16 protein-coding genes and 2 pseudogenes are annotated in these 24,644 nt (G+C 61.2%); 8 read left to right on the top strand and 10 right to left on the bottom strand.

The features are described 5' to 3' along the window. Positions 1-98 precede the first annotated feature (98 nt). The 7 genes and pseudogenes from IPI01_17970 to IPI01_17940 all read right to left on the bottom strand — a co-directional run bounded on the left by IPI01_17970 (position 99) and on the right by IPI01_17940 (position 11,624). A pseudogene (locus IPI01_17970) lies at positions 99-2,275 on the bottom strand (DUF5110 domain-containing protein). A 41-nt stretch (positions 2,276-2,316) separates the two neighbouring features. Then, positions 2,317-5,226, bottom strand: a complete 2,910-nt coding sequence (gene fkp, locus IPI01_17965) for a bifunctional fucokinase/L-fucose-1-P-guanylyltransferase (GenBank protein ID MBK7259647.1) — start codon at positions 5,224-5,226, stop codon at positions 2,317-2,319. A gap of 258 nt (positions 5,227-5,484) precedes the next feature. Next, positions 5,485-6,804 carry a hypothetical protein gene (locus IPI01_17960; protein ID MBK7259646.1) on the bottom strand — a complete coding sequence of 440 codons (1,320 nt, stop codon included), beginning with the start codon at positions 6,802-6,804 and terminating at the stop codon, positions 5,485-5,487. An 849-nt stretch (positions 6,805-7,653) separates the two neighbouring features. After that, positions 7,654-8,607: a carboxypeptidase regulatory-like domain-containing protein gene (locus tag IPI01_17955; protein ID MBK7259645.1), complete on the bottom strand. Its 954-nt coding sequence runs from the start codon at positions 8,605-8,607 to the stop codon at positions 7,654-7,656. 634 nt (positions 8,608-9,241) lie between these two features. Next, positions 9,242-9,577: a CsbD family protein gene (locus tag IPI01_17950; GenBank protein MBK7259644.1), complete on the bottom strand. Its 336-nt coding sequence runs from the start codon at positions 9,575-9,577 to the stop codon at positions 9,242-9,244. Next, entirely contained in the window at positions 9,558-9,857 is a 300-nt protein-coding gene (locus tag IPI01_17945; GenBank protein ID MBK7259643.1) for a hypothetical protein, read from the bottom strand. Before IPI01_17945 ends, IPI01_17950 begins: the two co-directional genes overlap by 20 nt. A gap of 279 nt (positions 9,858-10,136) precedes the next feature. Continuing rightward, positions 10,137-11,624: a DUF2029 domain-containing protein gene (locus IPI01_17940; GenBank protein MBK7259642.1), complete on the bottom strand. Its 1,488-nt coding sequence runs from the start codon at positions 11,622-11,624 to the stop codon at positions 10,137-10,139. Between the two features lie 286 nt (positions 11,625-11,910). Here IPI01_17940 and IPI01_17935 point away from each other — a divergent pair, with 286 nt between their 5' ends. After that, complete coding sequence (locus IPI01_17935) at positions 11,911-12,363, top strand: transcriptional repressor (protein MBK7259641.1); 453 nt, start codon at positions 11,911-11,913, stop codon at positions 12,361-12,363. A 96-nt stretch (positions 12,364-12,459) separates the two neighbouring features. Next, on the top strand, positions 12,460-14,649 hold the full coding sequence (gene katG, locus IPI01_17930) for a catalase/peroxidase HPI (protein ID MBK7259640.1): 2,190 nt from the start codon (positions 12,460-12,462) through the stop codon (positions 14,647-14,649). 159 nt (positions 14,650-14,808) lie between these two features. On the opposite strand, the gene IPI01_17925 is transcribed toward katG, so the two are convergent. Next, entirely contained in the window at positions 14,809-17,085 is a 2,277-nt protein-coding gene (locus IPI01_17925; GenBank protein ID MBK7259639.1) for a TonB-dependent receptor, read from the bottom strand. 210 nt (positions 17,086-17,295) lie between these two features. On the opposite strand from IPI01_17925, the gene mntR reads away from it, so the two are divergent. Beyond that, on the top strand, positions 17,296-17,757 hold the full coding sequence (gene mntR, locus IPI01_17920) for a manganese-binding transcriptional regulator MntR (GenBank protein ID MBK7259638.1): 462 nt from the start codon (positions 17,296-17,298) through the stop codon (positions 17,755-17,757). A 171-nt stretch (positions 17,758-17,928) separates the two neighbouring features. After that, a complete protein-coding gene (locus IPI01_17915) occupies positions 17,929-18,360 on the top strand; it encodes a hypothetical protein (protein ID MBK7259637.1) in 432 nt (143 codons plus the stop codon). 80 nt (positions 18,361-18,440) lie between these two features. On the opposite strand, the gene IPI01_17910 is transcribed toward IPI01_17915, so the two are convergent. Next, positions 18,441-20,012, bottom strand: coding sequence for a radical SAM protein (locus IPI01_17910; protein ID MBK7259636.1), 1,572 nt, complete (start codon positions 20,010-20,012; stop codon positions 18,441-18,443). A 585-nt stretch (positions 20,013-20,597) separates the two neighbouring features. Between IPI01_17910 and IPI01_17905 the strand changes: the two are divergent. Then, positions 20,598-21,335: pseudogene (locus IPI01_17905) on the top strand (glycoside hydrolase family 18 protein). Positions 21,336-21,393: 58 nt separating this feature from the next. Beyond that, positions 21,394-21,981: a T9SS type A sorting domain-containing protein gene (locus IPI01_17900; protein ID MBK7259635.1), complete on the top strand. Its 588-nt coding sequence runs from the start codon at positions 21,394-21,396 to the stop codon at positions 21,979-21,981. 59 nt (positions 21,982-22,040) lie between these two features. Here the strand turns inward: IPI01_17900 and IPI01_17895 are convergent, their stop codons facing one another. Continuing rightward, positions 22,041-22,199 (bottom strand): hypothetical protein, encoded by a 159-nt coding sequence (locus tag IPI01_17895; protein ID MBK7259634.1) that lies wholly within the window; start codon positions 22,197-22,199, stop codon positions 22,041-22,043. A gap of 120 nt (positions 22,200-22,319) precedes the next feature. On the opposite strand from IPI01_17895, the gene IPI01_17890 reads away from it, so the two are divergent. Beyond that, positions 22,320-22,976: a transcriptional regulator gene (locus IPI01_17890; GenBank protein MBK7259633.1), complete on the top strand. Its 657-nt coding sequence runs from the start codon at positions 22,320-22,322 to the stop codon at positions 22,974-22,976. A 69-nt stretch (positions 22,977-23,045) separates the two neighbouring features. Then, the gene (locus tag IPI01_17885) at positions 23,046-24,575 is read left to right on the top strand and encodes a DUF4173 domain-containing protein (GenBank protein ID MBK7259632.1); all 1,530 of its coding nucleotides are present in this window, start codon (positions 23,046-23,048) and stop codon (positions 24,573-24,575) included. Positions 24,576-24,644 lie beyond the last annotated feature (69 nt).

The following is a 24,644-nucleotide window of genomic DNA, read 5'->3' as shown; positions in this document are numbered from 1 at the left end:
TCCCGCCCATCGCGGGATCGAACGATCACTTCTCACTCTCGGTTGGATCATGGAGACCGGATGGCCGGAAGATCCCCGGCCATCCCGTCTCATAACGCTCATCTGCCCGCGCCCGCCTTCGACATCCACGTCCACGAGATCGCTCCGTACGACCACGGGGTTCCCCCGGTCGTGTCACCCGTCATCCCGGCCAAGGTCCCGTCGGCCTGACGCGCTGCACGGATCTCCTTCCATGTACACGCTCCGGTCTCGTATGCGAACGTCGATCCGTCATCATCGTACACGGACGTTGTCCCTTCCGCCGTCCCGTAGTGCCGGATCTCGAGCGGGATGCCTGCCCCCAGCCGCGAGATCTGGCGCTGTGCGGCGATCATGGGGATCATGCCGCCATCCTTCACAAACATCGGGATCTTCTCCAACCCCGGCATGATGGTGATCGTCTGCGCCTCTCCGACGTACAGGCCGGTGTAGAAGTCATACCATTTCCCCTGAGGCAGCACCACGGTACGCTGCTTCTCACCCGCGAACATGGGTGCGACCAGAATGCACTCCCCCATCATATACTGGTTCATGATCTCCCGCCGCGCAGCGTTCACATACTCGCCCGTCGCCTCCGGCCCCGGTGCGAAGCCGGGCTCCAGCACCATTGCGCGGAACGGCGGCGTGCCATCACGCTGGTACCTCGCGAACGCCGTGTACAGGTACGGCAACAGACGGCTCCGGAGCAGTGCGGCTTCACGAACAGCGGGAAAGACCTCCGGGAACGACCAGGGTTTCGTACCATCGGCCCATGCGTTGACCATCGCAACGGGCGACAGGCAACTCAACTGCATCCTGCGCAACCACTCTTCTCCGGTCTTCGAACTCCGCACTTCGGGGGTCCAGAGCACACCTGCCAGACTGCTGTTCACCAGCGCAGTGAGGAAGCCCGCATGGCTGTAGTAATCGGAGTAGAGGACGAACGGCAATCTGCTGGCACCTGCATTCGAGCCACGCACCAGACCGTAGGTCCGCTTCCCCTCACGGCGGTAGAGATCGTGGACCATGCGCTGCAATTGAAGCGGATAGGTCTGCCGCATCTGCTCTCCACTCAGCCCCGAGGGGAATGTCGCGACGTCCGGCCAGAGCCAGGAGTCGAAGCCATCGCATTCGTCGATCTTGTATCCGCTGACGCCGTAGGCGAGATGATGCTTCGTGAAATGATCCGTGAGGATCGTGCGCGAACCTTCCAGGGTGTAGTCCGGAACGGTGCCGCACCATACCGTATGTGATCCTGTGTACGGCGCGATCGGGCCGGCGATGGATGCCTCGGGGGACACGTACGGGTTCACCCACAGATTGAGACGGATCCCCGGTCCATCATCTCCTGCGCGAATGGCCCGGGATGCGGAAAGCGGATGGGGTCCCACTCGTACTAACATGGATACGCCCGGCTCTGCCAGCCCGGCTCCAGGCCGATCACGTCCAGCGGGAAGTCGTGCGCGGTGAATGCCTCGACCTCCTTCCGCACGTCGGCTTCGGCAAATGCCGTTGGCACACGCTGCCAGAAGCCCAAGCCCCATTTGGGCGGCAGCACGCCCCCTCCACACAGAAGATTGTAGCGCTGGACCACGTCCAGCGGCGTGGGCCCGCCAAAGACATAGACGCTCACGCCGTCCGCAGGGATGAGGATCTCGACGACATCCGATGGCGGTTGAGCGGACCACTCCGGATCGGTCGTCCGGTCCCGGGCTTTCGGTGGATGAGGGCTCTCTTTTCGCACCGCCGTACCGACCCAGATATCGATATACCGTGCGGCGTTGATCAGGACGCCATACCCCTTGCTCGAAATGTAGAACGGCACCGGCGCGTGTGTCCGCCCATTGTCCTGTTCACCATAGTGATCGACATGGAGCCGGAAGATCTTCCCGCGTTGGTGCACGCTCTGGAAGTGCAACCCGAGTCCGTAGATCTGTTCGCTGTCGTCAAGCGGAAACCGCAGATAGGTCTTGCCATCGTGGACCACGGAGGAGATATCGGCCCCCTGCAACGGGAACGCGACCGCTCCCTTGCGCGCCAGCGCATCCATGCGTGGCGTACTGCCCGCCATGCCGAGGAGATCCACGGTTTCGGGTGTTCCGATGTCCGACGTCCAGATGCCAGGAGCAACGGGCTGCCATACCACCGTCTCCCGCACCGGATGTCCGGATGCCTTGCGGGAATAGCTATCGGAATTCTTGTTCGAGGGGCAGCCGGATACGACAGCGGCGGCGAGCAGGAGGAGCAAGATTCTCATGCAGTGCTTTCATCTCTTCAAGTGATGGGAAGACCCGTGATTCAACTCCGCGAGATCTGCAGGCCGGTTTCGGACAGTTGAAAGTCGACGAACCGGGCGTTGGCGTTCAGCGGCTCGGCGTTCAGGATCTCGCGGATCCTCTTCGTCGCGTCGCTGTCCCTGGCAAGCATGAGCATGAATCCCCCGCCGCCAGCGCCGGCGAGCTTCTTTCCGATCACATAGGGCGCCACCCTTTCGAGCATCCGCTGGATCTCCGGCGTGTTCGTCCCCGCGTCCAGTTTGTTATTCAGCTGCCAGCTCTTCTCGATCTGCCGCCCCAGGTGGCGATAGTCGCCCCGCTGTATCACGTCGAACGTGTCCGCCGCATGATCGCCGATCTCCTCCAGCAGCCCGATCTTCCGGCCGGAATTCAGGAACATGCCACGTACGATCTCCGCCAGGATGTTCTTCGCCACACGGGTGATCCCTGTATAATAGAGGAGCATGGACGACTTGTATTCCACATCGGTGAAAAGCTGGTTGGGCAGCCAGCGGATCACGGGCAACTGCTCGAGTCCCGGCTTGGTTTCAATGATCTTGATCCCCTGCATGATGCCGCCCAGCTGGTCCTGCCACCCGCCACCCGTCGTGAGGAGCTGCTCCAGCACCAGGGTCATCTGCGAAACCTTCGCATTGTCCCAGTTCAGATCGCAGGTCTCGGCGAGCGTGCCGAGTACCGTCGCGGCCAGGATGCTGCTCGTGCCCAGCCCGGAACCTTTCGGCACCGCAGCAAGCGTCGTGATCTCGAGCCCACCGCCGAAGTGCTCCAACTGCGCCTCCAGGCTGGCGTACGGGGTCCCGGAGAATTCCGGAGTGAACCCCGCGAGGGAGAGCGCCGCCTTTGCGATCGAGAAGGGGGATCCCACTTTATGAAAATGCCTGAGCTGGTCGTACGTCGAAATGATCTCCTCCACCCCGAGGTCAATGGAGCGGAGGATGATCTTCGGCGCGGCCGATGGCTTGATGAAGCATTGTATCGGTGGCTGTCCGTTGAGGTTCAGCGCAATGTTGACAACCCGTCCGCCGTTGATGAGGCAGTAGGGCGGCGTATCCGTCCACCCGCCGGCAAGATCGATGCGCACCGGGCTCCGCCCCCAGATGATCTGGTCGCGGATGAGCGTCAGCCGTGGAGAAGCACTGTTCTGCACGCACGTCGAGATGATGGAGTCCTTCAGGAGCGCGAACGCTTTCTGTTCGTACGCCCTGCCGTCCTCCTTCCGCAGGTCCGCCACGCGTGCCTTGAACATGTAACTGTGAATGCGCTTCATGAGCGGGGCGTCGCTGCCGAGGTCCGGAGGCAGCGTGATCCCGAACGCATGATAGTCGTCGGCAAGCTTGTCGAGGTCCAGCTGATAGAAGATCGAATACTCGTGATTCTGCGCGATGAGAGGGATCGTGATACTGCAGTACAGCGAGCGCTGTTCCTGGAGTCGCAGGAGGTCGGCGGCATTCCCGATCTCCGTGGCCGACAGTTTGGCAGCACCCAGGTACGTCGCCTTGCTCTCTGCATCCTCGTTGCTTCCCCCACCGATCATCCACTGGACGAACGAGCCGGTCAGCGCGTCCCGTCCAACGACGGGAAAGATCCGCGCGAACTGGATGTCGGTGCCGTCCGGCGCAAACCCGGAGCGGGCGAGCCCCCGCGCGGCGAACCAGTGTCCGCACGGCCGGCCCATCCACGCGGTCTCCGGTCGCCCGACATCGCCCTTGAACGTATCGGTGTATCCGAATGGCCTGACGCAGTATGCATCCGGGCCGATGGGAATGATGTCCAGACAGATCGAGTCCGGCACCTCGAGCGCCCACGCATTCTCTGGCACCCCGGTGATCATCTGATTCTTCCCGAGTTTCCAGTCCTTGCTGATGTGCGAATTCTCGATCCACAGGTACTGATGGTCCGCCGTGAACGGCACGTCCGTTTTCGCATTCAGGACGAAGATGGCCGGGTGCGGCTTGATCTTGCGGTGCCAGATCGCACGCTGATTCAGCACGCGGTTCTGCAGGGCCACGCTCGATTCGATGACCTCGTTGGTCGTCCCGAAGTGATAGAACTCGCCCTTGTCCAGCGCGACCACCGCCGTGGTCAGCGCGTTGAGCTCCGCATCCTCCTTCGCCGGCAACGAACCCAACCCCAACCCGAAGTCGCTGTACAGGTCGTAATATCCGGCAACACCCTTCGCATACGTCCCGGCCTCATCCCGCCAGCCGCATTTCTTCATCAACACCTGCACTGCCCTATCGCTCAGAAGCCAGACCCCGATGTCGATCAACTCGTCGTACCGGTTGGAGAGTTCGATGATCTTCTCCGTCGAGGGCTTCTGCAGCATGAATGCCAGATTGCCGGATTGACTCCGTTCGAGGAAGAACACGCCGTGATGCGTCGCCTTCGCCGGCTCTGTCCAGATGCCGAAGCACACGACGTCTGCCGACGGTATGTCGGGAATGGGGCCCTCGTTCCAGATCAGCACGTCACCGCTCGTGATCAGCGTATTGGACCGGTCAGGAGCGGAGCCCATGATCTTCTCGAAGAGCGGCAACTGCAGGTCCAGCAGTTTCTGCTGGAGGCTCTGTCCGCGGCTCCAGCGGAACACGGGCAGCGGGGTGAGGATCTTCCCCGAGGGGGCGTACGAGGGGAGCCTGCGGCTCAGCCCCCCGGCATGGATGATGATCTTCTTTTCCTTCGCCAGCCAATCCGCAAGGGCGCCGCTCCCGCCAACGTTCGCCGGCGCGTCTGCCCCTCCCCCGGCAACATCGCGCCTCCAGCATTCACTCAACGCGTGCGATGTGCCTCCGCCCGATCCGATGCGTGTCCCGTTCGGGTCCGACGTCACGAACCAATGGCGCGTGTCCTTGCATTCGAGCCGGTGAAAGGTGTCCACCAGATTCGGGGGGAGGCTAAGAATGTATTTCATGGTGGCGCTTGGTGAGTGATGGTGGTGCTTGGTGAGTGAGAGTGCAGATCAGGAATAGCTGCAATATCCCAATAAAAAGATTGTCATTCAATGACACGATCAGCGCCGATGGTCCCGGCACACCGTCCTGCGATGCCGGGAAGTTCGATCCACCGGCCACGAATTCTGACCCGATCGGACCCCCGCCGGCTTTCAGCAACCCACTCTATCCCGCGTGATCGCGCAATGTTCCACACGTCGGGAGTATTCAGTGACACGTCAGAACGAATACCGCAGGCCGAAACGGATGCGCCAGCGCGACAGCAGTGGTTCCGGGACCAGTGGCGACGTCCGCGGTGCCCACCGGAACGCACCTGCTCCGGGCGCTTCGGACTTCAACACGGTCACGACATTGTTCGGGACGATCTTCACCTGACCCCATGACGGGTTCAACAGATTGAGGAGATTCAGCACTTCGGCGCTGCATTCCAACTGGTTGCCCCCCGCCGGAAGCGGCAGCGTGTGGGCGATCCGCATGTCCAGGAGATGCACCCACGGAGTACGGCCGGCGTTCCGTTCGGCCATCCGACCGCGGCGTGTCTTGAGGTACGGATCCTCAGCGATGAACTTGAAGAGTTCGTTGTACGGGCCGACCTCTCCTCTGTAGAACGAGAGGGAGCCGTTGTCGTCATACAGCCGGACCTCCGAGTATTGCGCCGGCACATAGAACAGATCATTCAGCGATTCACCGTCTCCGTTCTGGTCGCCGTCATACACATACGAATACGGACTCCCCGACGTTCCTGTGTAGACCATGCCGAATGCCGTCGTCACACCGGGTGACCATTCCTTTTGATACGCGACCGCCGCGATCAACCGGTGGGTCCTGTCAAGGGCGGAATACCCCAACGCCGGCTCATTCGGCCGAACCGCAGGGTTGTACCGCCATTGGTCGTACGCATTGTCCCACATTCCGCTGTTCATGTCCTGCGTGATCCCGCCGCTGTAGGCCAGGTTCATGAAGACCCCACTGCCGCCCGGTCGCCGCTGGACCTGCAGGGTATAGAAGGATGTGGTCCCGATGGTCGCATTCGTCATCAGGATGGCATTCGTGAAGCGGTCGTCCAGCTTCCCGACGATCTCCCGTTCATCGCCGGTCTCGACGGTCACGATCTCCGGACCCGTATACTTCATCGTGCGCAGGTACTTCAGATTCACATTCCGGAAGACCACACCGTTCAGGGTCCGCGAGATGACCGCCTCCAGTGATGCGACGATGTCCGAGGGGAACGACATATCAAGTGCCAGCGTCCATCGCACTTCCTGCGGGAGGAGAAAATCAGGGCTGATCGCAACGATCTCCATCGTCTCCTTCAGCTGGTTCCCCGGTCCCGGTATCGGCTGTGCTGTCGGATCCGCAACGAACTTCGGAGCAAACTGCGATTCCTTGATATGGACGTAGTCCATGCCGGTGTGGCTGTACAGGTTGTCGATCCACGCGTACGGGATGCGCCCCGTGAAGACGCCCGCTCCGCCCCGGAACTGGATCGAGTGGTCCGCCTTGGCATCCCATTTGAACCCGATGCGTGGGGATATCATGAGACGCGTGAGGGGAACGCGATCGGTGGCGACGTCGAATCCTGCGGGGCGGAACGCAGCTTGGACCAGGGGGATTCTCCTGCGGCGTGTCAGGGAACACCGGAAGGTCCGCGCGAATTCCTATCGAGACCGAGAATGTTGGCGAGAGGGAGAGCTCATCCTGCAGAAAGGCTGCAAACTGAAGGGCATGCCAGCGGGCATGGAGGTCCGTGCCCGGCGTGCGCGCATACCGGTATTCATAGACCGACGGTTGCCCCATCATGAAGGCGGCACGGGACGCGAACGTGTATTTTCCCCACTGATCCGGAAGCATGCGAGTTTTGAACCAGTGCACGTCACCCTGGATGCCCCCGGTCAGAAGATGGGTGCCCGTTGTCACACTCGCCGTATTGCGGAGTTCCAGATGGTGCTCCAGGGTGGAGTTGCCACTCCCTCCGATCTCACTTCCCGCTGTCAGATGGTTCCACCACCGCTGCTGATCCGTTTCGATCACATCCACGAACGGGAACGGTGAGCCCACCGGGCTCGCGCTGTATCTGCTCCGCGTGAACCCTATGAGCAATTCATTCGTGAGCGACGAACCGACGATGCTGTTCAGAGAACCGACAACGGAGTGAACGACATGCATGTTCCGGGCAAGGGTTCCCTCCGCGAACACGGACGTCTCGTACGGGGGCCGATCTGACCAGTTCGCCTGAAGATTGTAACGCACACTGAACCGTTGCCGCCTCGTCATGTTGAGATCGAACCGGGCGAAGACATTCGCCGAACGGCGCTGCAGGGAGACGATATCCATACGCCCGGGATCGTAGCCGTGCATGGTATCCAGAGCCGCGAGGAATTGATCGATCACAACGGGCGAGATGCTGTATTGTGTCCCCCCGTCGTCCGGGCACCGAAGTCCCGCTCGGTCGGCAATCGCACCTGCGAAAGCTCCGCCGATAGGAAATAGAAAGCCTTCGATGCCATGATCGGCCCACCAATGCTGAACCCGGCCCGCTGATCCAGGAATCCCCGAAGATCAGACCTCCTGTCATCCGGGTTCCTGCCGACCAGCCATCCCCCGGCCCCGCTCCCATACACACTCCCCGAAAAGATGTTGGTTCCCCCGCGTGTTGTTGCAGCGATCGAGGCGCCGGTGAACCCGCTCCGCTGAACATCGAAGGGAGAAAGGTCGACCCGGACCTCCTGCAGAGACTCCATGGAGACCGGACTCGCCTGCATCCCCCCGGGGAGGGTTTCAGCGTGCTGGAGTCCGAACTGATCGCCGATACCGATCCCGTCCATGGAGACATCATTGTACAAACGGTTCAGGCCCAGTGCACTGTGCCCGACCATGTAGGGCGAAAGCCGCTGCGCATCCTCCAACGTGCCCAATGCATGCGGGAGCATATCCATGTGTTCCTTGTCGACACGGAGCGATGCCCCTGAAGACATCTTTTGCAGCGCATCACCCTGCTCCCTGCCGGTCACCACCACCTCCGCAGCCTGCAGGCTCACCTCCACAAGACGCACGTCCGCACGCACGCTTTCATAGGATCTGAGGAACAACCCGGTCCGCTTCTGCGGCGCGAATCCGATGTGAGAAATGGAAAGCGCGTACGGTCCGCCGGGACGGAGTCCGGAAACAACATAGTAACCGTTGCTGCGCGTCGCACCCCTGTACACCGATCCTGTTGGCACATGGACCAGTTCAATATGTGCACCCGGGATCCCGGTGCCATCGCCTGAAGTGACATAGCCCTGGAGTGATGCTGAACTATACGTCTGACCGGAGAGCTCGACACGGGCGCACAGGAGCATGAGGGTGGTGGCAATCAGGCAAGTGAGAAAGGGCAGAGATCGTTCGGGACGTACCATGGTGCCTTCGGAATGGGGGTCGATCGGATACTCCTAGAATACTCGACATCGAGATAAGAGTCAAGGTATCCGATGCACTCACCTCCCTTCAGGAATTGCAGAAGGTGTTCGACCAGGGTGTACAGATCCCAATTCACCAACGGCGTGGCGCCCATCGATCAGGCGTTTCGTTGTCCATGGGGCCGATCGGCCTCGTGTTCACACTGGAGGGAAAGGAGAGCGGCCTGGTGGCGAGTTTCTCTACAGTATCGACCTGAAGGACACACCTGCATTCACGCAGGTGGACAAGGTTATGGTGCAGTAGTGGGAGAAGAATTCACCCGGAAGGGCGCGCCAGAAGAGCGGGATGAAGGCCTACCGCGTGACACTCGAGTCAGGAAAGAAGTATCCGATCCGGATCGCGTACGCCGATTGCACGGAGTATGCCGGCATCTCGGCCAGCCTCGAGGGAGAGGAGATGCCGGTCACCCTGCCCGAACTCCCCATGCGCCGATCGACCGTGCGATCGTGTGCTGCGGCTCGCGCATGGATGACCCGGCCGAGCGCACCATGGAGGACGGGCTCAATGATCGGAGACTCAGAGGGACGCGATCAGTCGCCGGATCTCGTGGGAGGTCATGCCCAGCTTCTGCTGAAGCCTCCCCATGAGGTTCTCTTCCTCTCCTTGTTTCAGGAGAAGATCTTCGTCAGTCAGACTCGCGTACAATCTCTTGAGTTGAGTCGTGACATCGTTCCAGATGCCCTTCACCCTGAGCATTCTGAGCTGACTCTTCCAGGCGTTCGCAAATCGAAGAGATTGCGAGCCTTCAAGGGAATGTGGATCTGACCATTTGGTCTTGCGGCTCGGAGTGCTCAGCGCTTCGGCGAAGCTCGAAGAGCGTATGAGTGTTGGTCTAGCGGGTGTCTTCATCATGATCTATCTGCTCGTCGGATCCCAGACTGTAGGAATTGTTCTCTTCATCCTCATTGCCATCCTTTTCCCGCTCATCGTCGAGTTCGGACCCCGGCACGTCCAGATCTCCTCCAAAGGGGGCATCGTCAAACGATTTCTCGTTCTTCGTTCCGGGTTCCTCGTTGGGTGCCTTGAGATTTGTGATATCGTCCGGATCGATGTCGGAGGCTTTCCGGGAACTCTGGAACATGTCATCCGTGGCCGGGTACAAGGGGTATCCCGGTAAGTCCTTTGAGTCCACGTCGGCTTCTGGAGGAGGCCGGGGTGATCTCTTCTGTTCTTTGGAGTTGGTCATGGGGTCTGACTTCCTGCCCTGTGATAGAAAAGCCGCCCTCTCTCCCCGTGCAGGAGAAGCCGGTCGCTCGCGATGCTGTAGAGTAGCGATTTCCTGGCTTGCATGAATCGCACCTTGGGATGAATGAGGAGCTAACTCCTGCACTGCATCCGCCCCGGCATGGGCGATGCTCCGCAACTCTTCACCGGCTGCTTTGCGGAAGCCCGACGCAGGTGCTTCCCCTTGTTACCCGGCTCGCCTGAGGGCCAGGGGTGACACTTCCGCCTGCATCACCTCTCCCTCGCGCGCACTGCCCGATTTCCACAGCACCCAGGCGGGCACACCGAGTGCAAGCACCTGAGAGGGCAGACTCGTAAGCACCTGGATGAGAACCGGAGCTTCGCGCGAGACCAGGAATGGCGCACTCACGAGAAGCCAGACGATGACAGCAAACAGCGGTCGGAAGCGCTCATGGTCCAAGCACACCAGCCACACGAGCGACACCAGAACATACTGTCCGGGTGCGAACGGGCTCGCCAGTGTCCCGAGGCTCACAAGCGCAAGCCAGACAGATGCAGCCTCCGTGCCCGATCGGGGTTGACGCCGTCCCGCCCAGACTGCCAGTCCGATGATGCACGCGAGATAGATCATTGAAACGATCCGGCCAACACCCAACGTCATTCCCGGGACGCCCAGTGCCGCCAGTTTCAACGGGATCCCGAAGGGCGCCATGTTCCGCGCGACGGCGAATTCGCGGGCAAAGGGACGGGCGAACGCTTCTCCGCTCGAAAGGCGCGGGAGCTGATAGCTGAAGAAGGATTCGAACGATGCCGGACCCACGACGATCCAGGCGAGGATGGTCATCGCGATCCCGGCGCCGAGCGTCCACACCACTTCACGCCACTTCCTGCGCGAGATCAGATAGATGAAGATCATTCCCGGGAAGATCTTCGCGACCATGGTGGCCGCGAGAGCCACGGCTCCGGCGGGAGTTCGGCCCGAGAAGAGGACGAGAGACAGGGCCGCCGTAGCGAAGACAAGGATCTGCACGTTGGACATTTGCAGGCCGACGAGGACCGGCATCGAGCACCAGATGAGCGGCGCCATACCGATCAAGCGGAGCCTCCCCTTCCTTTCGACACGGAAAGCGATCAGCCCCATCGCCAACATGAGTGTGAGCCCGCTTGCCGAGAACCAGACCGCACGTTCGGCGCGAAAGCCTTCGTCGGCGACCACGTGCACCGCCATAGGGAGAAGCAGAAAGGTCGGAGGATAGTGGTAGAGGTCGACGCTGAAGGAATCCACCCGCCTGTTGGCGTAGAGTTCTTCGCTGTACACATTCGGTCGCCCTTCGGATGCGAAGCGTGCACCTTCTGTGTATGCGGTGAGGCAACAGTGGTGGACCAGCCACGGGTCGCCAGGATCCATGGAATTCTGGCTCGAGTCCGGATCCACCATGAACGTTGTGAGGCATCCGGTCTGAACGAGGGCATAGAGTGCAACGAGGGACCAGATGAGTGCAAGGGGGATCTTCGTTCGACGCATACCATCGAGTTCCGCCGGCAGCCGGAGCGCAAGCCAGCACGCGGCAGGCAGGCCGATGACCAGCACTGCTGTCACAGCAACAACAGCGGACATGCCCACCCCGCGCAACCCGGCATACCCCAGCATCCCGGCACATGCGCTGACAACAAGCGCGATCACGGATCGCTCAAGTCCGGCCCAACGTAGCATACCTGGCTCCTGTTCATGGCCCCCGACGCGCCGGGGCGATAGTATACGTCAAAGGACAGTTGAATACGTTCGCAACAACGGCATTGGCGGAGTGAAATGCAAGTCGCCCGACTTGATCTCTTCCCGGACTCACTTCCCGAACCGGCGGCCATCTTCCTTCCCGGAGCGCCACTCCGCACACCATCCGACACCGACGCAGGAGTTGGACTGCCGCGTTCCCCGGGGCCAGTTGCACTTGGCGGTCAAGTTCGCTACCATGGTGCGGGAAACACGTGAAAGGCGGTCCGTGACAGGTACAAAACTGGAATCCAGGATCCAAGCATTTGTCGAGCAGTGCAAAGCTGCCCGGATGAAGGTCACGCCGCAGCGCTTGCTCATCTTCCGGGCCCTCGTGCGCGACCATTCCCATCCGAGTCCGGACAAGATCTTTCGGAGCATCAAGCGTTCGCACCCGACGATCTCCCATGCCACCGTGTACACGACGCTGGAGGCGTTCGCACGCCACGGCATCATTGCCCGCTTGACCCCGCTCCATGACACCGTCCGGTTCGACCCGATGACGGAGCCCCATCACCATCTCGTCTGCGTGCGTTGTAAGGAAGTGACCAACATTCACGAACCGGACTTCGATGCCCTCCCGATCCCCGAGCAGGTGCGGCGCCACAACACGGTATTGGGCCACAGCGTCTTTGTGAATGTGATCTGCCCTGCCTGCCGGAAGGCCGCGCGCGCGCGGTGATTTTTTTTGTCTTGCTATTGATAACTATTATTAGTTACTAGTCCCTATTGCCAACTGTATCTTGTCGGTATCGCACACCATTCGGGAGTACTGACCATGAGTAACGAAGGGAAATGTCCGGTAACGGGTGGATCACACACGACCGGGGGCGGCTCAAAGAACCAGCACTGGTGGCCGAACCAGTTGAACCTGGATATCCTGCACCAGCGATCGCCGTTATCCGATCCCATGGAGCCGGACTTCGACTACCGCTCGGAATTCGGGAGCCTCGACCTGGCGGCCGTCAAAAACGACCTCCGCGCCCTGATGACGGATTCACAACCCTGGTGGCCCGCGGATTTCGGTCACTACGGACCGCTGTTCGTCCGCATGGCATGGCACAGCGCCGGCACCTACCGTACCGGTGATGGCCGCGGCGGCGGTGGCAATGGCAGCCAGCGTTTCGCGCCGCTGAACAGCTGGCCCGACAATGTGAACCTCGACAAGGCCCGCCGTCTGCTGTGGCCTATCAAGCAGAAGTACGGGAGGAAGATCTCCTGGGCAGATCTGATGATCCTTGCCGGCAATGTTGCCCTCGAATCCATGGGCTTCAAGACCTTTGGCTTCGGAGGCGGACGGGAGGACATCTGGGAACCCGAAAAGGACATTTACTGGGGGGCCGAGGTGCGATGGCTCGACGACAAACGGTACTCCGGGGATCGCGCGCTCGAAGATCCCCTTGCTGCCGTACAGATGGGACTCATCTACGTCAACCCCGAAGGACCGAACGGCATTCCCGATCCCGTCGCCGCTGCGCGCGACATCCGCGAGACCTTCGCCCGCATGGCAATGAACGACGAAGAGACCGTGGCGCTCATCGCCGGTGGTCACACCTTCGGCAAGACCCATGGAGCGGCCGACGCGAAACACGTGGGTGCCGAGCCTGAAGCAGCCGGTATCGAAGAGCAGGGCCTCGGGTGGCACAGCAGCTTCGGCACGGGGAAAGGCGGCGACACGATCACGAGCGGCATTGAAGTGACGTGGACCACCACCCCCACGAAGTGGAGCACCAATTTCTTCTGGAACCTGTTCGGCTATGAATGGGAGCTGACAAAGAGCCCGGCCGGTGCTCACCAGTGGAAACCGAAAGGCGCTGCCGGCGCAGGTACGGTGCCGGATGCCCACGACCCATCGAAACGCCTTGCCCCTTCCATGCTGACCACGGACCTCTCTCTGCGATTTGACCCCGCCTACGAGAAGATCTCGCGGCGCTTCATGGAGAACCCGGACCAGTTCGCCGACGCCTTTGCCCGGGCCTGGTTCAAGCTCACCCATCGCGATATGGGACCACGGGCCCGTTACCTCGGACCCGAGGTGCCGGCGGAGGACCTCATCTGGCAGGATCCCATCCCCGTCGTCGATCATGCGCTGATCGATGCCAGGGACATCGCCACACTCAAAGGCAGGATCCTGGCATCCGGTCTGTCGGTCGCGGAACTCGTTTCGACAGCATGGGCATCCGCCTCCACGTTCCGGGGTTCCGACATGCGTGGCGGCGCCAACGGTGCCCGTCTCCGCCTCGCCCCGCAGAAGGACTGGCCGGTGAACCAGCCATCGCGTCTTGCGAAGATCCTCAAGACCCTCGAGGAGATCAGGAGTGCCTTCAACAGCGCTCAGGCAGATGGTAAAAAGGTCTCCCTTGCGGATCTGATCGTCCTCGGTGGCTGTGCAGGAATCGAACAGGCGGCAACGATCGCGGGCCACGAGGTGACCGTCCCCTTCTCCCCGGGCCGCATGGATGCTTCGCAGGAACAGACCGACGCGGCCTCCTTCGCCGTCCTCGAACCCATCGCCGATGGCTTCCGCAACTACCAGAAGGCACGGTATGCCGTGTCATCTGAAGAATTGCTGATCGATCGGGCACAGCTGCTGACGCTGACCGCGCCGGAGATGACCGTGCTCATCGGCGGCATGCGCGTGCTGGAAACCAATGTGGGAGCAAGCCGTCACGGCATCTTCACCACGAGGCCCGGGACGCTCACCAACGATTTCTTCGTGAACCTGCTCGATATGCACACGGAGTGGAAGCCCGTCGCGAACGAGCCGGATGTGTTCGAAGGGCGCGAGCGTGCGACAGGAAAGGTGAAGTGGACCGGCACGCGTGTCGACCTCGTCTTCGGGTCGAACTCTCAGTTGCGCGCACTCGCGGAGGTGTACGCATGCGCGGATGCTCCGAAGAAGTTCATCGGCGACTTCGTTGCAGCTTGGACCAAGGTCATGAACCTCGACCGTTTCGATCTCCGCTGATCGGCATCGTTGGCGCAGAAGTGGTGTCCCGATGCGCGGTCCACTCCACAACCTCCGGTTTCATCTCGCTGGTGGCCGTCTGCCGTTCAGCGCGGGAACCGGAGGTTGGTTCACACCCCCGATCCTGCCTGCACCTTTCAGGTTCGGGCGTAAGGCTCCTCAATAGAGGAGCCGCACCCCTATGGAGTAGGTTCGAGGCCGGGCTGGTCCGTAGATATAATTCGAATCCCTGTACGGCCCCGTGTCGAAGTCCGCCTGATAGGCATCCAGGACGTTCTGAACCCCCGCGGTCACTTCCCATGCACCCGCCATATTTGCCGGCTTGAATGTGTAGGACAACTTCGCACCCAGCTCGGCCATGGACGGCGTGTGGACCAGAGCATCGGTCAGAACACCCGGGGCCCCGGCCAGATGTGGAACGTACATCCGTCCCGTGAAGAGCCCGCTCAGGGAGATCGTGAACCGGTCACCCGGGCGGATGTCGACGACACCGAATCCGTAGAGCCCGGGAGACTTAAGGAATCGTGTACTTCCCGGAGCCTCGTCCGACCAGAAGACGGGTCGGTCGTACGCGCTCGACTGGATCGTCGCGCCCGCCGTGGCCTCGAAGACATCATCGAAGTTCGCCCGGACCTCCAGGGTCGCGCCTGTCACGGTGGCCTTTCCACCATTCTTCCGGACCAGGATGGAGTTCACGGGATCGGTGGGATCGGCACCGCCGTCTTCCAGCACGAACGCATCGTTCAGTACCGTCTGGAACCCCTCGAGGGTGAACCCCCAGATCACATGCGGCGACGGAAGATTGAAATCGAGAGATGTGCTCACGCTGCGTGAGGTTTCTTCTTTCAGTCCCGGAGAGATGCGGACCATCGACACCCCGCCACCTGCAAACGCTATATGAAGGTCAGCATCGAATGCCTGGGGCGCACGAAACCCCGTGGAGTACGAACCCCGCCATTGCAGGAACCGGGTGATGTCGAACATGACGTTCAACCGCGGATGCATGAGCAGACGGTCCAGGAGACTGTGGTGGTCGCCCCGGAGACCGAACAAGACGGTCCATTGCTCATCGATCTTCCAGTCCGTTTGGAGCAGCACACCGAATTGTCGTGTCGCTTCAACAAGCTGGTAGCGGTATCCGGGGATCCGGTCCGCGATATCATCATACTGACCTTCAAGCCCTACCGTGATCGTGTTCTCCCCCCACCCGAGAAAGCCCTTGTGAGAGCGGCTGAACTGAGAGCCGTACACGACCGTAAGATTCTCCGTTGTCCCGTAGGCATCGGCGTGATCAACGCCCGTGTAATGTTTGCGTCCGGTATGCAGACCGGAAAGATAGACCGAGAAGGTACTCAGGAGTGACGGGATCGTATGCGTCAGCGTGATGCCTCCTCCCAGCACGCTATGCGTCCGTTGTTCCGCCTGATCCGCTTCGTGTGGGGGAAGGTCGAGGGTGTTGCCGCCGCGCCGTTCTTCATACAGACTGTGCGCGTCGAAGGTGAGGCGGGTATGGTCCCCGGACTTCAGGAAGGAGGTCAGGCCGAATGAGTTGTTCGCAAGCTCGGGAGCCTCAGTATAACCGTCTGCGTTCGAGTCAAATCCCCCCCGCTTCCGGAAGGTGCCAAAGACGGTCATGCCGTTCCTCTGATCCGGATCCACGATGGAGGTATTGAGAGAGAACGTCTGGTCGGGTGTCCTCCCTCCGATCCAGGCATTGTCAAAGCTGACAGCGTAGGCATTCACCTTGGGTTCGCGGGTGATGATATTGATCGTGCCCCCGACGGCACTGGCCCCGTACAGTGCCGATGCCCCGCCCCGGATGACCTCGATCCGCTCCACCATGCCCGTCGGGATCTGCTCGAGTCCGTACAGGCCGTTCAACGCGCTGAAGATCGGCCTGCTATTGATGAGGATCTGCGAATACGCACCGCCGAGGCCGTTCAAGCGGACCTGCGAGTAGTTGCAGGTTTGGCAATCGATCTCTACCCTTACGCCGCTCTGGTACCCGAGCCCGTCAAGCAGGGTCTTCGCATTCGTTGACACCAATGTTCCCGCATCGAGGATGCTCACCATCACCGGCACTTCGGTGCGGAGTTTCTCCGTCCGTGTCCCGGTTACCACGACAGGACCAAACTCGATAGACTCGGGCTCTAACCGGATCTCGAGGGAAACAGGTTCCACACCGATATACAGATCCCGGGCAAAGTTCGCGTAGCCGATGTAGCCAGCACGAAGCCTGGCCGGGCCGGAGGGAACGTCCTTCAGCATGAAGTTCCCGGTCGTATCCGTCACGGTCCCGATCAGTGTCCCCTCGAGATGGACATTCGCCCCGATGATACGCTCACCCGTGCGCGCATCACGAACGCGCCCTGTCAGGGTCGATGCCTCGAGCGGGATGGATATGCACACAAGCAGCGCGATCGCGATCGAGCGCAATGAGATGGTCCTTTCAGGCGATCGAATTCCCTCGCCCCGAGTTTCAGTGTCCGAGTGCTGGACAAAGTGCCGATTTCTGGTTACTGTGCAGGGTGCGAAGTCCCCCACACCGCATGGCCAGACGAACGATACATCTTCTTCTGGTGGTAACGTAGCATAGGCTACATAAGGTTCCCGGGGGCCATGGATCTCAACACCGACGAGGCCGGAATGGCATCAGGAACACGAGAACGCAGAACAGTTGCAGGCCGTTCGAGGAGTGGCAATTCGCTGGCACAGAATCTCGCACATACGCGGCGCCAGCACGCGCGGGAGATCGCAGAGGACTATGCCGAGGCCATCGCCGAGCTGATCGCACAGAACGGAGAGGCCCGCGTCATGGACCTCGCGGGTCGGCTCGGGGGGACCCACGTGACGGTCAACAGGACCATCACCCGGCTGCGGAAGGCAGGTCTGGTGGCCTCTCAGCCACACCGCGGCGTGGTGCTCACCCGCCAGGGACAGCGTCTCGCAGAAGCATCGAAGAACAGGCACGACACCGTGCTGAACTTTCTCCTGTCTCTGGGGATCCCGAAGCGCGTGGCCGGGATCGATGCGGAAGGGATCGAACATCACGTCAGTCCGCAGACTCTCGCAGCATTCAGGGCGGCATTGCAGAAAGGCACATCGTGATCAACGATCGGTCCGTCCGGACCTCATACGCACGCAGGGCGATACGAAAGCACACAGAACAGCGATGGAAAGGGGCCGTGGTGCGTCCGGTCGCGCAACCACACCCCCACGCACGGAGTCATAAGAAGGAGAACCAATTCGCAGTTCCATCGTAACGATTCGGAGGATGTCATGACACGACTCATCTTCGTCGTCTGTGCGGCAGCCCTCGCAATGGGTTCAGTGCGGGCGGATGATACTGTGCGGACATGTGCAACATTCACAACATACCGGGATTTCTCGTTTCACCGGTTCGAAAAGGGTTACCTCGAATCCCTGAACTTCCCGGTTCCAACGGTCGTGGAGAGTACGCTCCGCGATATGGCGGCGATCAAGCTGGCCCAACCCTTTCTCACCACGCACAGAGTCTATGAGAAGATCTGTGACCTCGCCAATGAGGGGGAAACTCCCGCGGTCCGCTATAAGGCCGCGCTGGTGCGCATGGTCTTCGATTTCCCGCACATGTTCGAAAGAGAACGGGGGCGCGACTTCAGGAATGACCACGAACTCTTCAGCGCGATCGAGGCACGTCTCCATTCCTCCACCCTGCTGATGTCCCGCTGACAGGCCGGTGTCCGATCACGAGCGCGCCACGCGGGGTGGCATCGATGTGCTCCCGGGGGATGCACTCCGCGCATGCTGTCTCACCCACTCCCTGCCGCACTCGCGCGGACGGTCACTTCTGCCCGATCCGTCCGCGAATTCCTGAAGGCATACGGGTCATGGTAGACGGCACCCGGAGGAAGTGAATCCCACATCGGGCCAAGGTCCCCGCGGATCAGATCGGTATAGAAGGACGGCAGAACGTTCGACTCCTGCTCGAAGAACGCCCGGAATCCGCGATCCCCGAGAAGACGGTCGCGTACCTTTCGATAGAACCGGAGCCTGCCATACCCCTCAGAGGAGACAGCCCGGACGACGTTCAGCCAGCGTGGAATGAACGCCTTCGTTGCTCCGATGCGGCGGAGGATGGCACGGCGCGAGAACGTGTGTTCCGTCAGGTCGATGACGCGTTCGTAGAACTCCGGCCAGGCGTAGTGTTTCGGTCTCATGTTCATCGCGTGATTGTTGTCCAGGAAATGGAAGGGGAAGCCGATGAGCCGGTCGTCGATCTGATACTGCAGATTGATCGGCGCCGCTTCACCGAACGCCGTCAGGAGCGAGTAGCCGGGGAATGCCCCGGGCGTCAGATCGATGAACCGCTTGGTCAGTTCGAACGGCTCGGGCCCCCTGTCGCTGTCCAGACCGAGCACGAAGTTCGTTTGCACGTACGGGATGTACCGCAGGATCATATTGACATGCTCGGCGATACGGAGGACCTTCGCCTCGCCATGGGCCGCGCCCGTCCTCGATTTGTCGCCGAGATCGAACCAGGATTCAATGCCGGGGAGCAGGGCCTTGAACCCATTGCGTTGCATCCGCTGGAGGTGCGGCTCGGAGAGCAAGGACAGACTGCTTTCGGCGATGAAGTCGATGCGCCCGGGCGGAACGGCTTCTTCGATGGCACTCATCAGGTCGTCGAAGCGTACGCCGAAATTCGGGTCGTGCCACCCGACCAAAGGCCGCTTGAATTTCGTAAGAAGAAAGCCGAGGTCCTCCTTCAGGACGTCAGGATCGAACAGCTGGTACGGCACGACTGAGTCGATGCAGAAGGGACAGGTGTACGGACAGCCGACACTGGCGAGCATCGGCACCATCTTGATGAGAGGTGCTTTCCGGAGAGTGCTCTGGATGAACTCCCACCGTTCGCGTACCCCGGGGAGTGCGGCCGGCTGCTGGGGCGCAGAAAGCCGGACCCCCAACGGAGCGTGGTGCGAGCAGTCGCGCAACACATCGTTGATGACCTGCTCATCCGTGAACCCCAGCACATAGTCGAAGTACTTCTGTGCGTCCTGCGGATAGCACCGGGCGTGGGGCCCTCCGAGGACCGTCACCACACCCCGGGCGCGGAACCGGGCACTGATCGCATACGCGAGCAGAGCAGCTTCCGTGAACGACCCGATGAAGAGGAGATCGAGATCCTCCGGCAGCTCTGAAGTCAGGTCCTCGAATCCTGTATAACACAACATCGTGACGTCGTGTCCTGCCCTCTGACACCATACGCCGATCACCTGGGGCATGATGCTCGAGAGATTGGCGTTCATGACGCGTGCCCATAACGCCGTCGTGGGCCCCTTGCTTGCCAGGTCAATGACGCCGACACGCAGTCGTTTCATCCGGAACCTCCTCCGCTCACTCCCCCTGCACTGCGCTCCTCATTTGCTTTCGACTTCTCTTTCCATGCGACCACGACGAGCCGCAACGTCGTGGCACCGATGTTCCTGGCCCGTGCACGCCTGCCGGGAGCCCTGTCGGGACACCGGCTTGTAGCTCCGCACCCTGTCTCGTATCATCGGAAGTCGTGACCCGGGATCGCTCGCGGTCATCGCATTCGCGTCATGTGGGCGGAAGAGTGAATGGTGTCGGCGGGCGGGCGATTGCGAAGGTGATGGTGGTGCGATGGAAGTGATCCATACTCGGGCCGGCCTGTCGCTCTTTGTGATGTGGAAGAACACCATGAGCGTTGCGGGGGGAACCACCTGGTTGCTCTGTATTCGTAACGTCGGATGCGATGGCCTTTGTTCCCGTGACCGGAGCGGCGGGGAGGGCCGCCACCCGCCCGATTGATTCTCGCCGGGTTCTGCCGTATCTTGTCTTTTTACACAGTACCATGCCGCCTCCCGTGAAACCGCAGACTGCGCCCCCGGGTCGCCAGCCGGCGCGGCACGGAAACGTTCCATTCACCGTCCCCTGTCCATCCTATGAACCTGCATACACGCGTACGAGCGATCCTCCAATTCTTGAGCGCGACGTTGGCCCCATTCTTTCTTGCGTCGATCGCGTTCGCCCAGACGCCGGGGGGAAAGGTCGTGGGCTATTACCCGGACTGGAACCGGGACTCGTATCCTCACACTGCGATCCCGTATCAGCACCTGACCCACATCGCTCATTCATTTCTGATACCGAATGCCGACGGGTCGCTGAGCGGAACGAGCGGTTTCGCGTACCCTGCAATGGTGCAGGCTGCGCATCTTGCGGGAGTGGATGTGCTGGTGGTTCTCGGAGGGTGGGACCAATCCGCGGGGTTCTCACCGATGGCTGCCGACACCGCCGCGCGGCGCCGATTCATCACGAACCTCGTCGACTTCTGCGTGATAAACGGCTACGATGGTGTCGACCTCGATTGGGAGTATCCGGCGAATACCACGGACCGTGCTAACTTCACTACCCTTGTCCATGAGATGCGGATAGCCTTCGCGACTGCGCCACGGCCGCTGACGATCTCTCTGGCCGTGCCTGCCACGAACTGGAGCGGACAGTGGTTCGACGTCGCATCCATGAAGACCGATCTCGATTGGATCGGGATCATGACCTACGACTTCTACGGCGGGTGGTCAGCGACGTCCGGCCCGAACTCGGCGCTCTATGGCAATTTTGCGACGAACACTCAGGGGTGGATAGACTATTCCTGGAGCTACTACACCGCCACGCGGGGGTGTCTTCCGACAAACTTCTCGTTGGTATTCCTTTTATGGCCAGGTGTTCAATGCGTCAACGATGTATGGGACAAGTACGGGAGCGAGTCAGGCCACCTATGCGGCGATCGCGGGCTACCTCGCCGCTGGTTGGACGCGACAGTGGGACAATGTGGGGATGGTGCCGTACGCGATCAATCCGGGAGCAACGCAGACGGTCAGCTACGACGACACCGTCTCTGTCCGGCTCAAGTGCGAATATTCCCGCACAAAGGCAACAGGGGGCGTCATGATCTGGGCGATCGGACAGGACCTGATCACCGGAACCCAGCCATTGCTCGCAACGGTCGGCCTCACGATGAAACCAGCGACAACGGTACCACGTACCGATGGCGCCGCCATGCCATCCGCATTCTCGCTCGAACAGAACTTCCCCAATCCCTTCAACCCCTCCACGGTGGTGCGGTATCATGTCCCGCGGGCCGGCACCGTTCGCCTTGCCGTCTACGATGCCCTCGGACGCGAGGTCGCGCTCCTGGCCGGGAGCCATCATGCACCGGGCACCTATGAAGTACGCTTCTCTGCGGCGGGGTTGGCAAGCGGCGTGTACGTGTGCCGGCTTACGAGCGAATCCGCAATGCGGTCCGTCCCGATGCTCCTGGTACGTTGACGGGGTCAGTTCCTCTTGACATTCATCCCGCAGAGTTGTACTTTGTAGCGCAAAGTACTTTAAGGGAGCAGCATGACGACCATCGATTCCGGACTCCGCGACATAGCCGAGATCCGCTCCATCATGGAGCGGTCCACCAAATTCATCTCCCTCAGCGGCTTCGCAGGGATCGGCGCAGGTGCGGTCGCCCTGGCGGGGACCTGGGCAGCATGGGTCATGCTCCGCGCCGACGGGGTTGAGCTCAATTTCAACGCAACCCGCATGGATCTGCAACCCGACACCAGGATCAGCCTCGTGCTTCTCGGCGTGGGGGTACTCGTGTGCGCCCTCGCCATCGCATGGTTCTTCTCCCACCGGTTGATGCGCAAACACGCGGAACCCGTGCATGGTCCGGTGATGCGGCAACTCGTGCTTGCCCTTGCCGTACCCATCGTCGTCGGTGCGATCATGACCCTCCTCATGTTCTACCACGGCCCCCTGTGGCCCGTCATCCCGTCCATGCTCCTGTTCTACGGTCTCGCCCTCTTCAGCGCGGGCTCATTCACGTTCGGGGAGGTGAGGACGGTGGGGGTGATCCAGATCCTTCTTGGCCTGGTCGCCGCACTTGTCCCCGAGTACGGGCTCCTCTTCTGGGCAGCCGGATTCGGCGGGGTCCATATCATCTACGGGGTCCTGTTCTTCCGGAAGTACCGTCAGTGAGCCCGCTCATCGACAAACTCAACCCCGTCTTCGAGAACCGGATCAGGCTCGGGATCATGTCGGTCCTGGTCGTCGACGACCCGAAGGAATTCACCACCCTCCGGTCGCTGTTGGGCGTCACCGACGGTAACCTCGCCAGCCACCTGAAGGTCCTCGAAGAGCACCGCTTCGTGAAGGTGAAGAAGGAGTTCGTTGGCCGGAAGCCCCAGACCACCTACACCGTGACCGACGCGGGCCGCAAAGCGTTCACGGGGCATCTGGAAGGACTGGAAAGCGTGATACGCAGCGCCCGGTGATATTTTTTTGCTCATATACTTTGCAATACAGAGTACTCTGTTCCAAACCACAACTGAAGGCTCACCCCCATGACATACCGTCCTCCGGCAGTACAGTACCTCCTCCTTGCAGCTCTGATCCTGGCGATCGCCGGCGATATGCTTCTGAGAGTGGAACCATGGGGGCTCAACGTTCCGATCCTCACCCTCCTCCTCTTCGCAGGTATCGGTACCCTCAGCCACCTCCTGCATGACCCGTTGCCGATCGAAGCCTGGCTCATCGCCGGCCTGGGCCTGCTCACGGGGATCTGCTTTTCGTGGCGCGACGCCCCGAACCTCATGGGATTCAACTTCCTGGCCGTCATCGCCTCCATTCATCTGGTCACCGCCCGCAAGCACGCACGGGAACTCCCGCACATGACGTTCCTCGACCATCTCTTCCATGTCTTCGCTCAGGTGGTCCACCTTTCCGTGGGACCCATCTTTCTCCTTCTCCGCGATCTCCGCGCCGGAACCACCGAAGGCGCACAGCGACGCTCGCGCGGCCGCCAGGTGTGGATCGGGATCGCTCTCGCCGTCCCCGCCCTGCTCCTGTTCGGATCACTGCTCACCTCCGCCGATGCGACGTTCGAGTACCTGATCACCGACTTCTTCCGGATCGATGTCTGGACCATCGTCGGCCACGCTGCCCTGATCGCTTTCCTGAGCTGGATCGGGGGAGGTTGGTTGCGCGGGCGCTTCCTCGCAACAGAAACCGCCTCCCTCCCGGTCATCTTCCCGAAAAAACTCTCCCTCGGAGTGACGGAACTGGCGATCCTCCTCGGCTCCCTCGATCTGCTGTTCGGACTCTTCGTCGCACTGCAGATCCCCCACTTCTTCGGCGGGCATGAGGCGATCCTCGGCACCCCCTCGCTGACCTATGCCGAATATGCCCGCCGGGGTTTCTTCGAGCTCATCGCGGTCGCTGCACTGGGGCTTCCGCTCCTCCTGCTTGCCGACTGGTTGTTCCACGGTGAGAACGCACGCGAACAGCGGCTCGTTCGGGGACTCTCCGTCGCGATGGTCGCACTCCTCGGCGTGATGCTGGCGTCCGCGATGCACCGGCTCTCCCTCTACGTGGAAGCCTATGGTCTTACGGTCGCCCGCGTGAGCGCCGCCGCGATCCTCATCTGGATCACTCTCGCCCTTGTCCTCTTCTGCGTGACGGTCTTCCGGGGGAAGCGGGGCCTTCTTCCGTTCGCGATCATCCTGTCTGGATACGCCGTCCTGCTGGGATTGAACACCGTGAACCCCGAAGCCCTCGTCGCCCGCGTGAACATGGGGCGCATGGCCGCCGACGGCAAGTTCGACCCGAAGTACACGTTCCGACTCGGCGCCGATGCGGTACCGGTGATGCTCGACGCCATCCCGGTGATGACGCCAGAGCACCGGAGCGATCTGGCCACGCGGCTTCTCGGATCATACGCCGGAGTGGACACGGCGAAGGACTTCCGGAGCTGGAACGCTGGACGGGCGACAGCCACTTCACTCGTGCGCACACGTGAGGCGGAGTTGCGGAGCTACATCCTCCCCCACGACACCGCTGCCACCCCCTCCCGACAGGGCGACGGTCGTCACTAAACACGACCCGGTCGGCACTTCCGTCGGACGTGCCGACCGGACCCGCGGGCGGGGGGGGGAGCTGTGGTC

It is taken from the genome of Ignavibacteriota bacterium (genome assembly GCA_016707525.1).
Classification (GTDB): domain Bacteria; phylum Bacteroidota; class Ignavibacteria; order UBA10030; family UBA6906; genus JAGDMK01.
This window is presented reverse-complemented; position numbering and strand designations above follow the sequence as displayed.

Bases quoted from the DNA above. Each gene is read 5' to 3' on its own strand.
- fkp (MBK7259647.1), bottom strand. From the start codon at position 5,226: ATGAAATACATTCTTAGCCTCCCCCCGAATCTGGTGGACACCTTTCAC.
- IPI01_17960 (MBK7259646.1), bottom strand. From the start codon at position 6,804: ATGATATCCCCACGCATCGGGTTCAAATGGGATGCCAAGGCGGACCAC.
- IPI01_17955 (MBK7259645.1), bottom strand. From the start codon at position 8,607: ATGCTCCTGTGCGCCCGTGTCGAGCTCTCCGGTCAGACGTATAGTTCA.
- IPI01_17950 (MBK7259644.1), bottom strand. From the start codon at position 9,577: ATGATGAAGACACCCGCTAGACCAACACTCATACGCTCTTCGAGCTTC.
- IPI01_17940 (MBK7259642.1), bottom strand. From the start codon at position 11,624: ATGCTACGTTGGGCCGGACTTGAGCGATCCGTGATCGCGCTTGTTGTC.
- katG (MBK7259640.1), top strand. From the start codon at position 12,460: ATGAGTAACGAAGGGAAATGTCCGGTAACGGGTGGATCACACACGACC.
- mntR (MBK7259638.1), top strand. From the start codon at position 17,296: ATGGCATCAGGAACACGAGAACGCAGAACAGTTGCAGGCCGTTCGAGG.
- IPI01_17915 (MBK7259637.1), top strand. From the start codon at position 17,929: ATGACACGACTCATCTTCGTCGTCTGTGCGGCAGCCCTCGCAATGGGT.
- IPI01_17910 (MBK7259636.1), bottom strand. From the start codon at position 20,012: ATGAAACGACTGCGTGTCGGCGTCATTGACCTGGCAAGCAAGGGGCCC.
- IPI01_17900 (MBK7259635.1), top strand. From the start codon at position 21,394: ATGTATGGGACAAGTACGGGAGCGAGTCAGGCCACCTATGCGGCGATC.
- IPI01_17895 (MBK7259634.1), bottom strand. From the start codon at position 22,199: ATGACCCATGCTGCCCAGGTCCCCGCCAGGGCGACCGCACCTGCGCCG.
- IPI01_17890 (MBK7259633.1), top strand. From the start codon at position 22,320: ATGGTTCTTCTCCCACCGGTTGATGCGCAAACACGCGGAACCCGTGCA.
- IPI01_17885 (MBK7259632.1), top strand. From the start codon at position 23,046: ATGACATACCGTCCTCCGGCAGTACAGTACCTCCTCCTTGCAGCTCTG.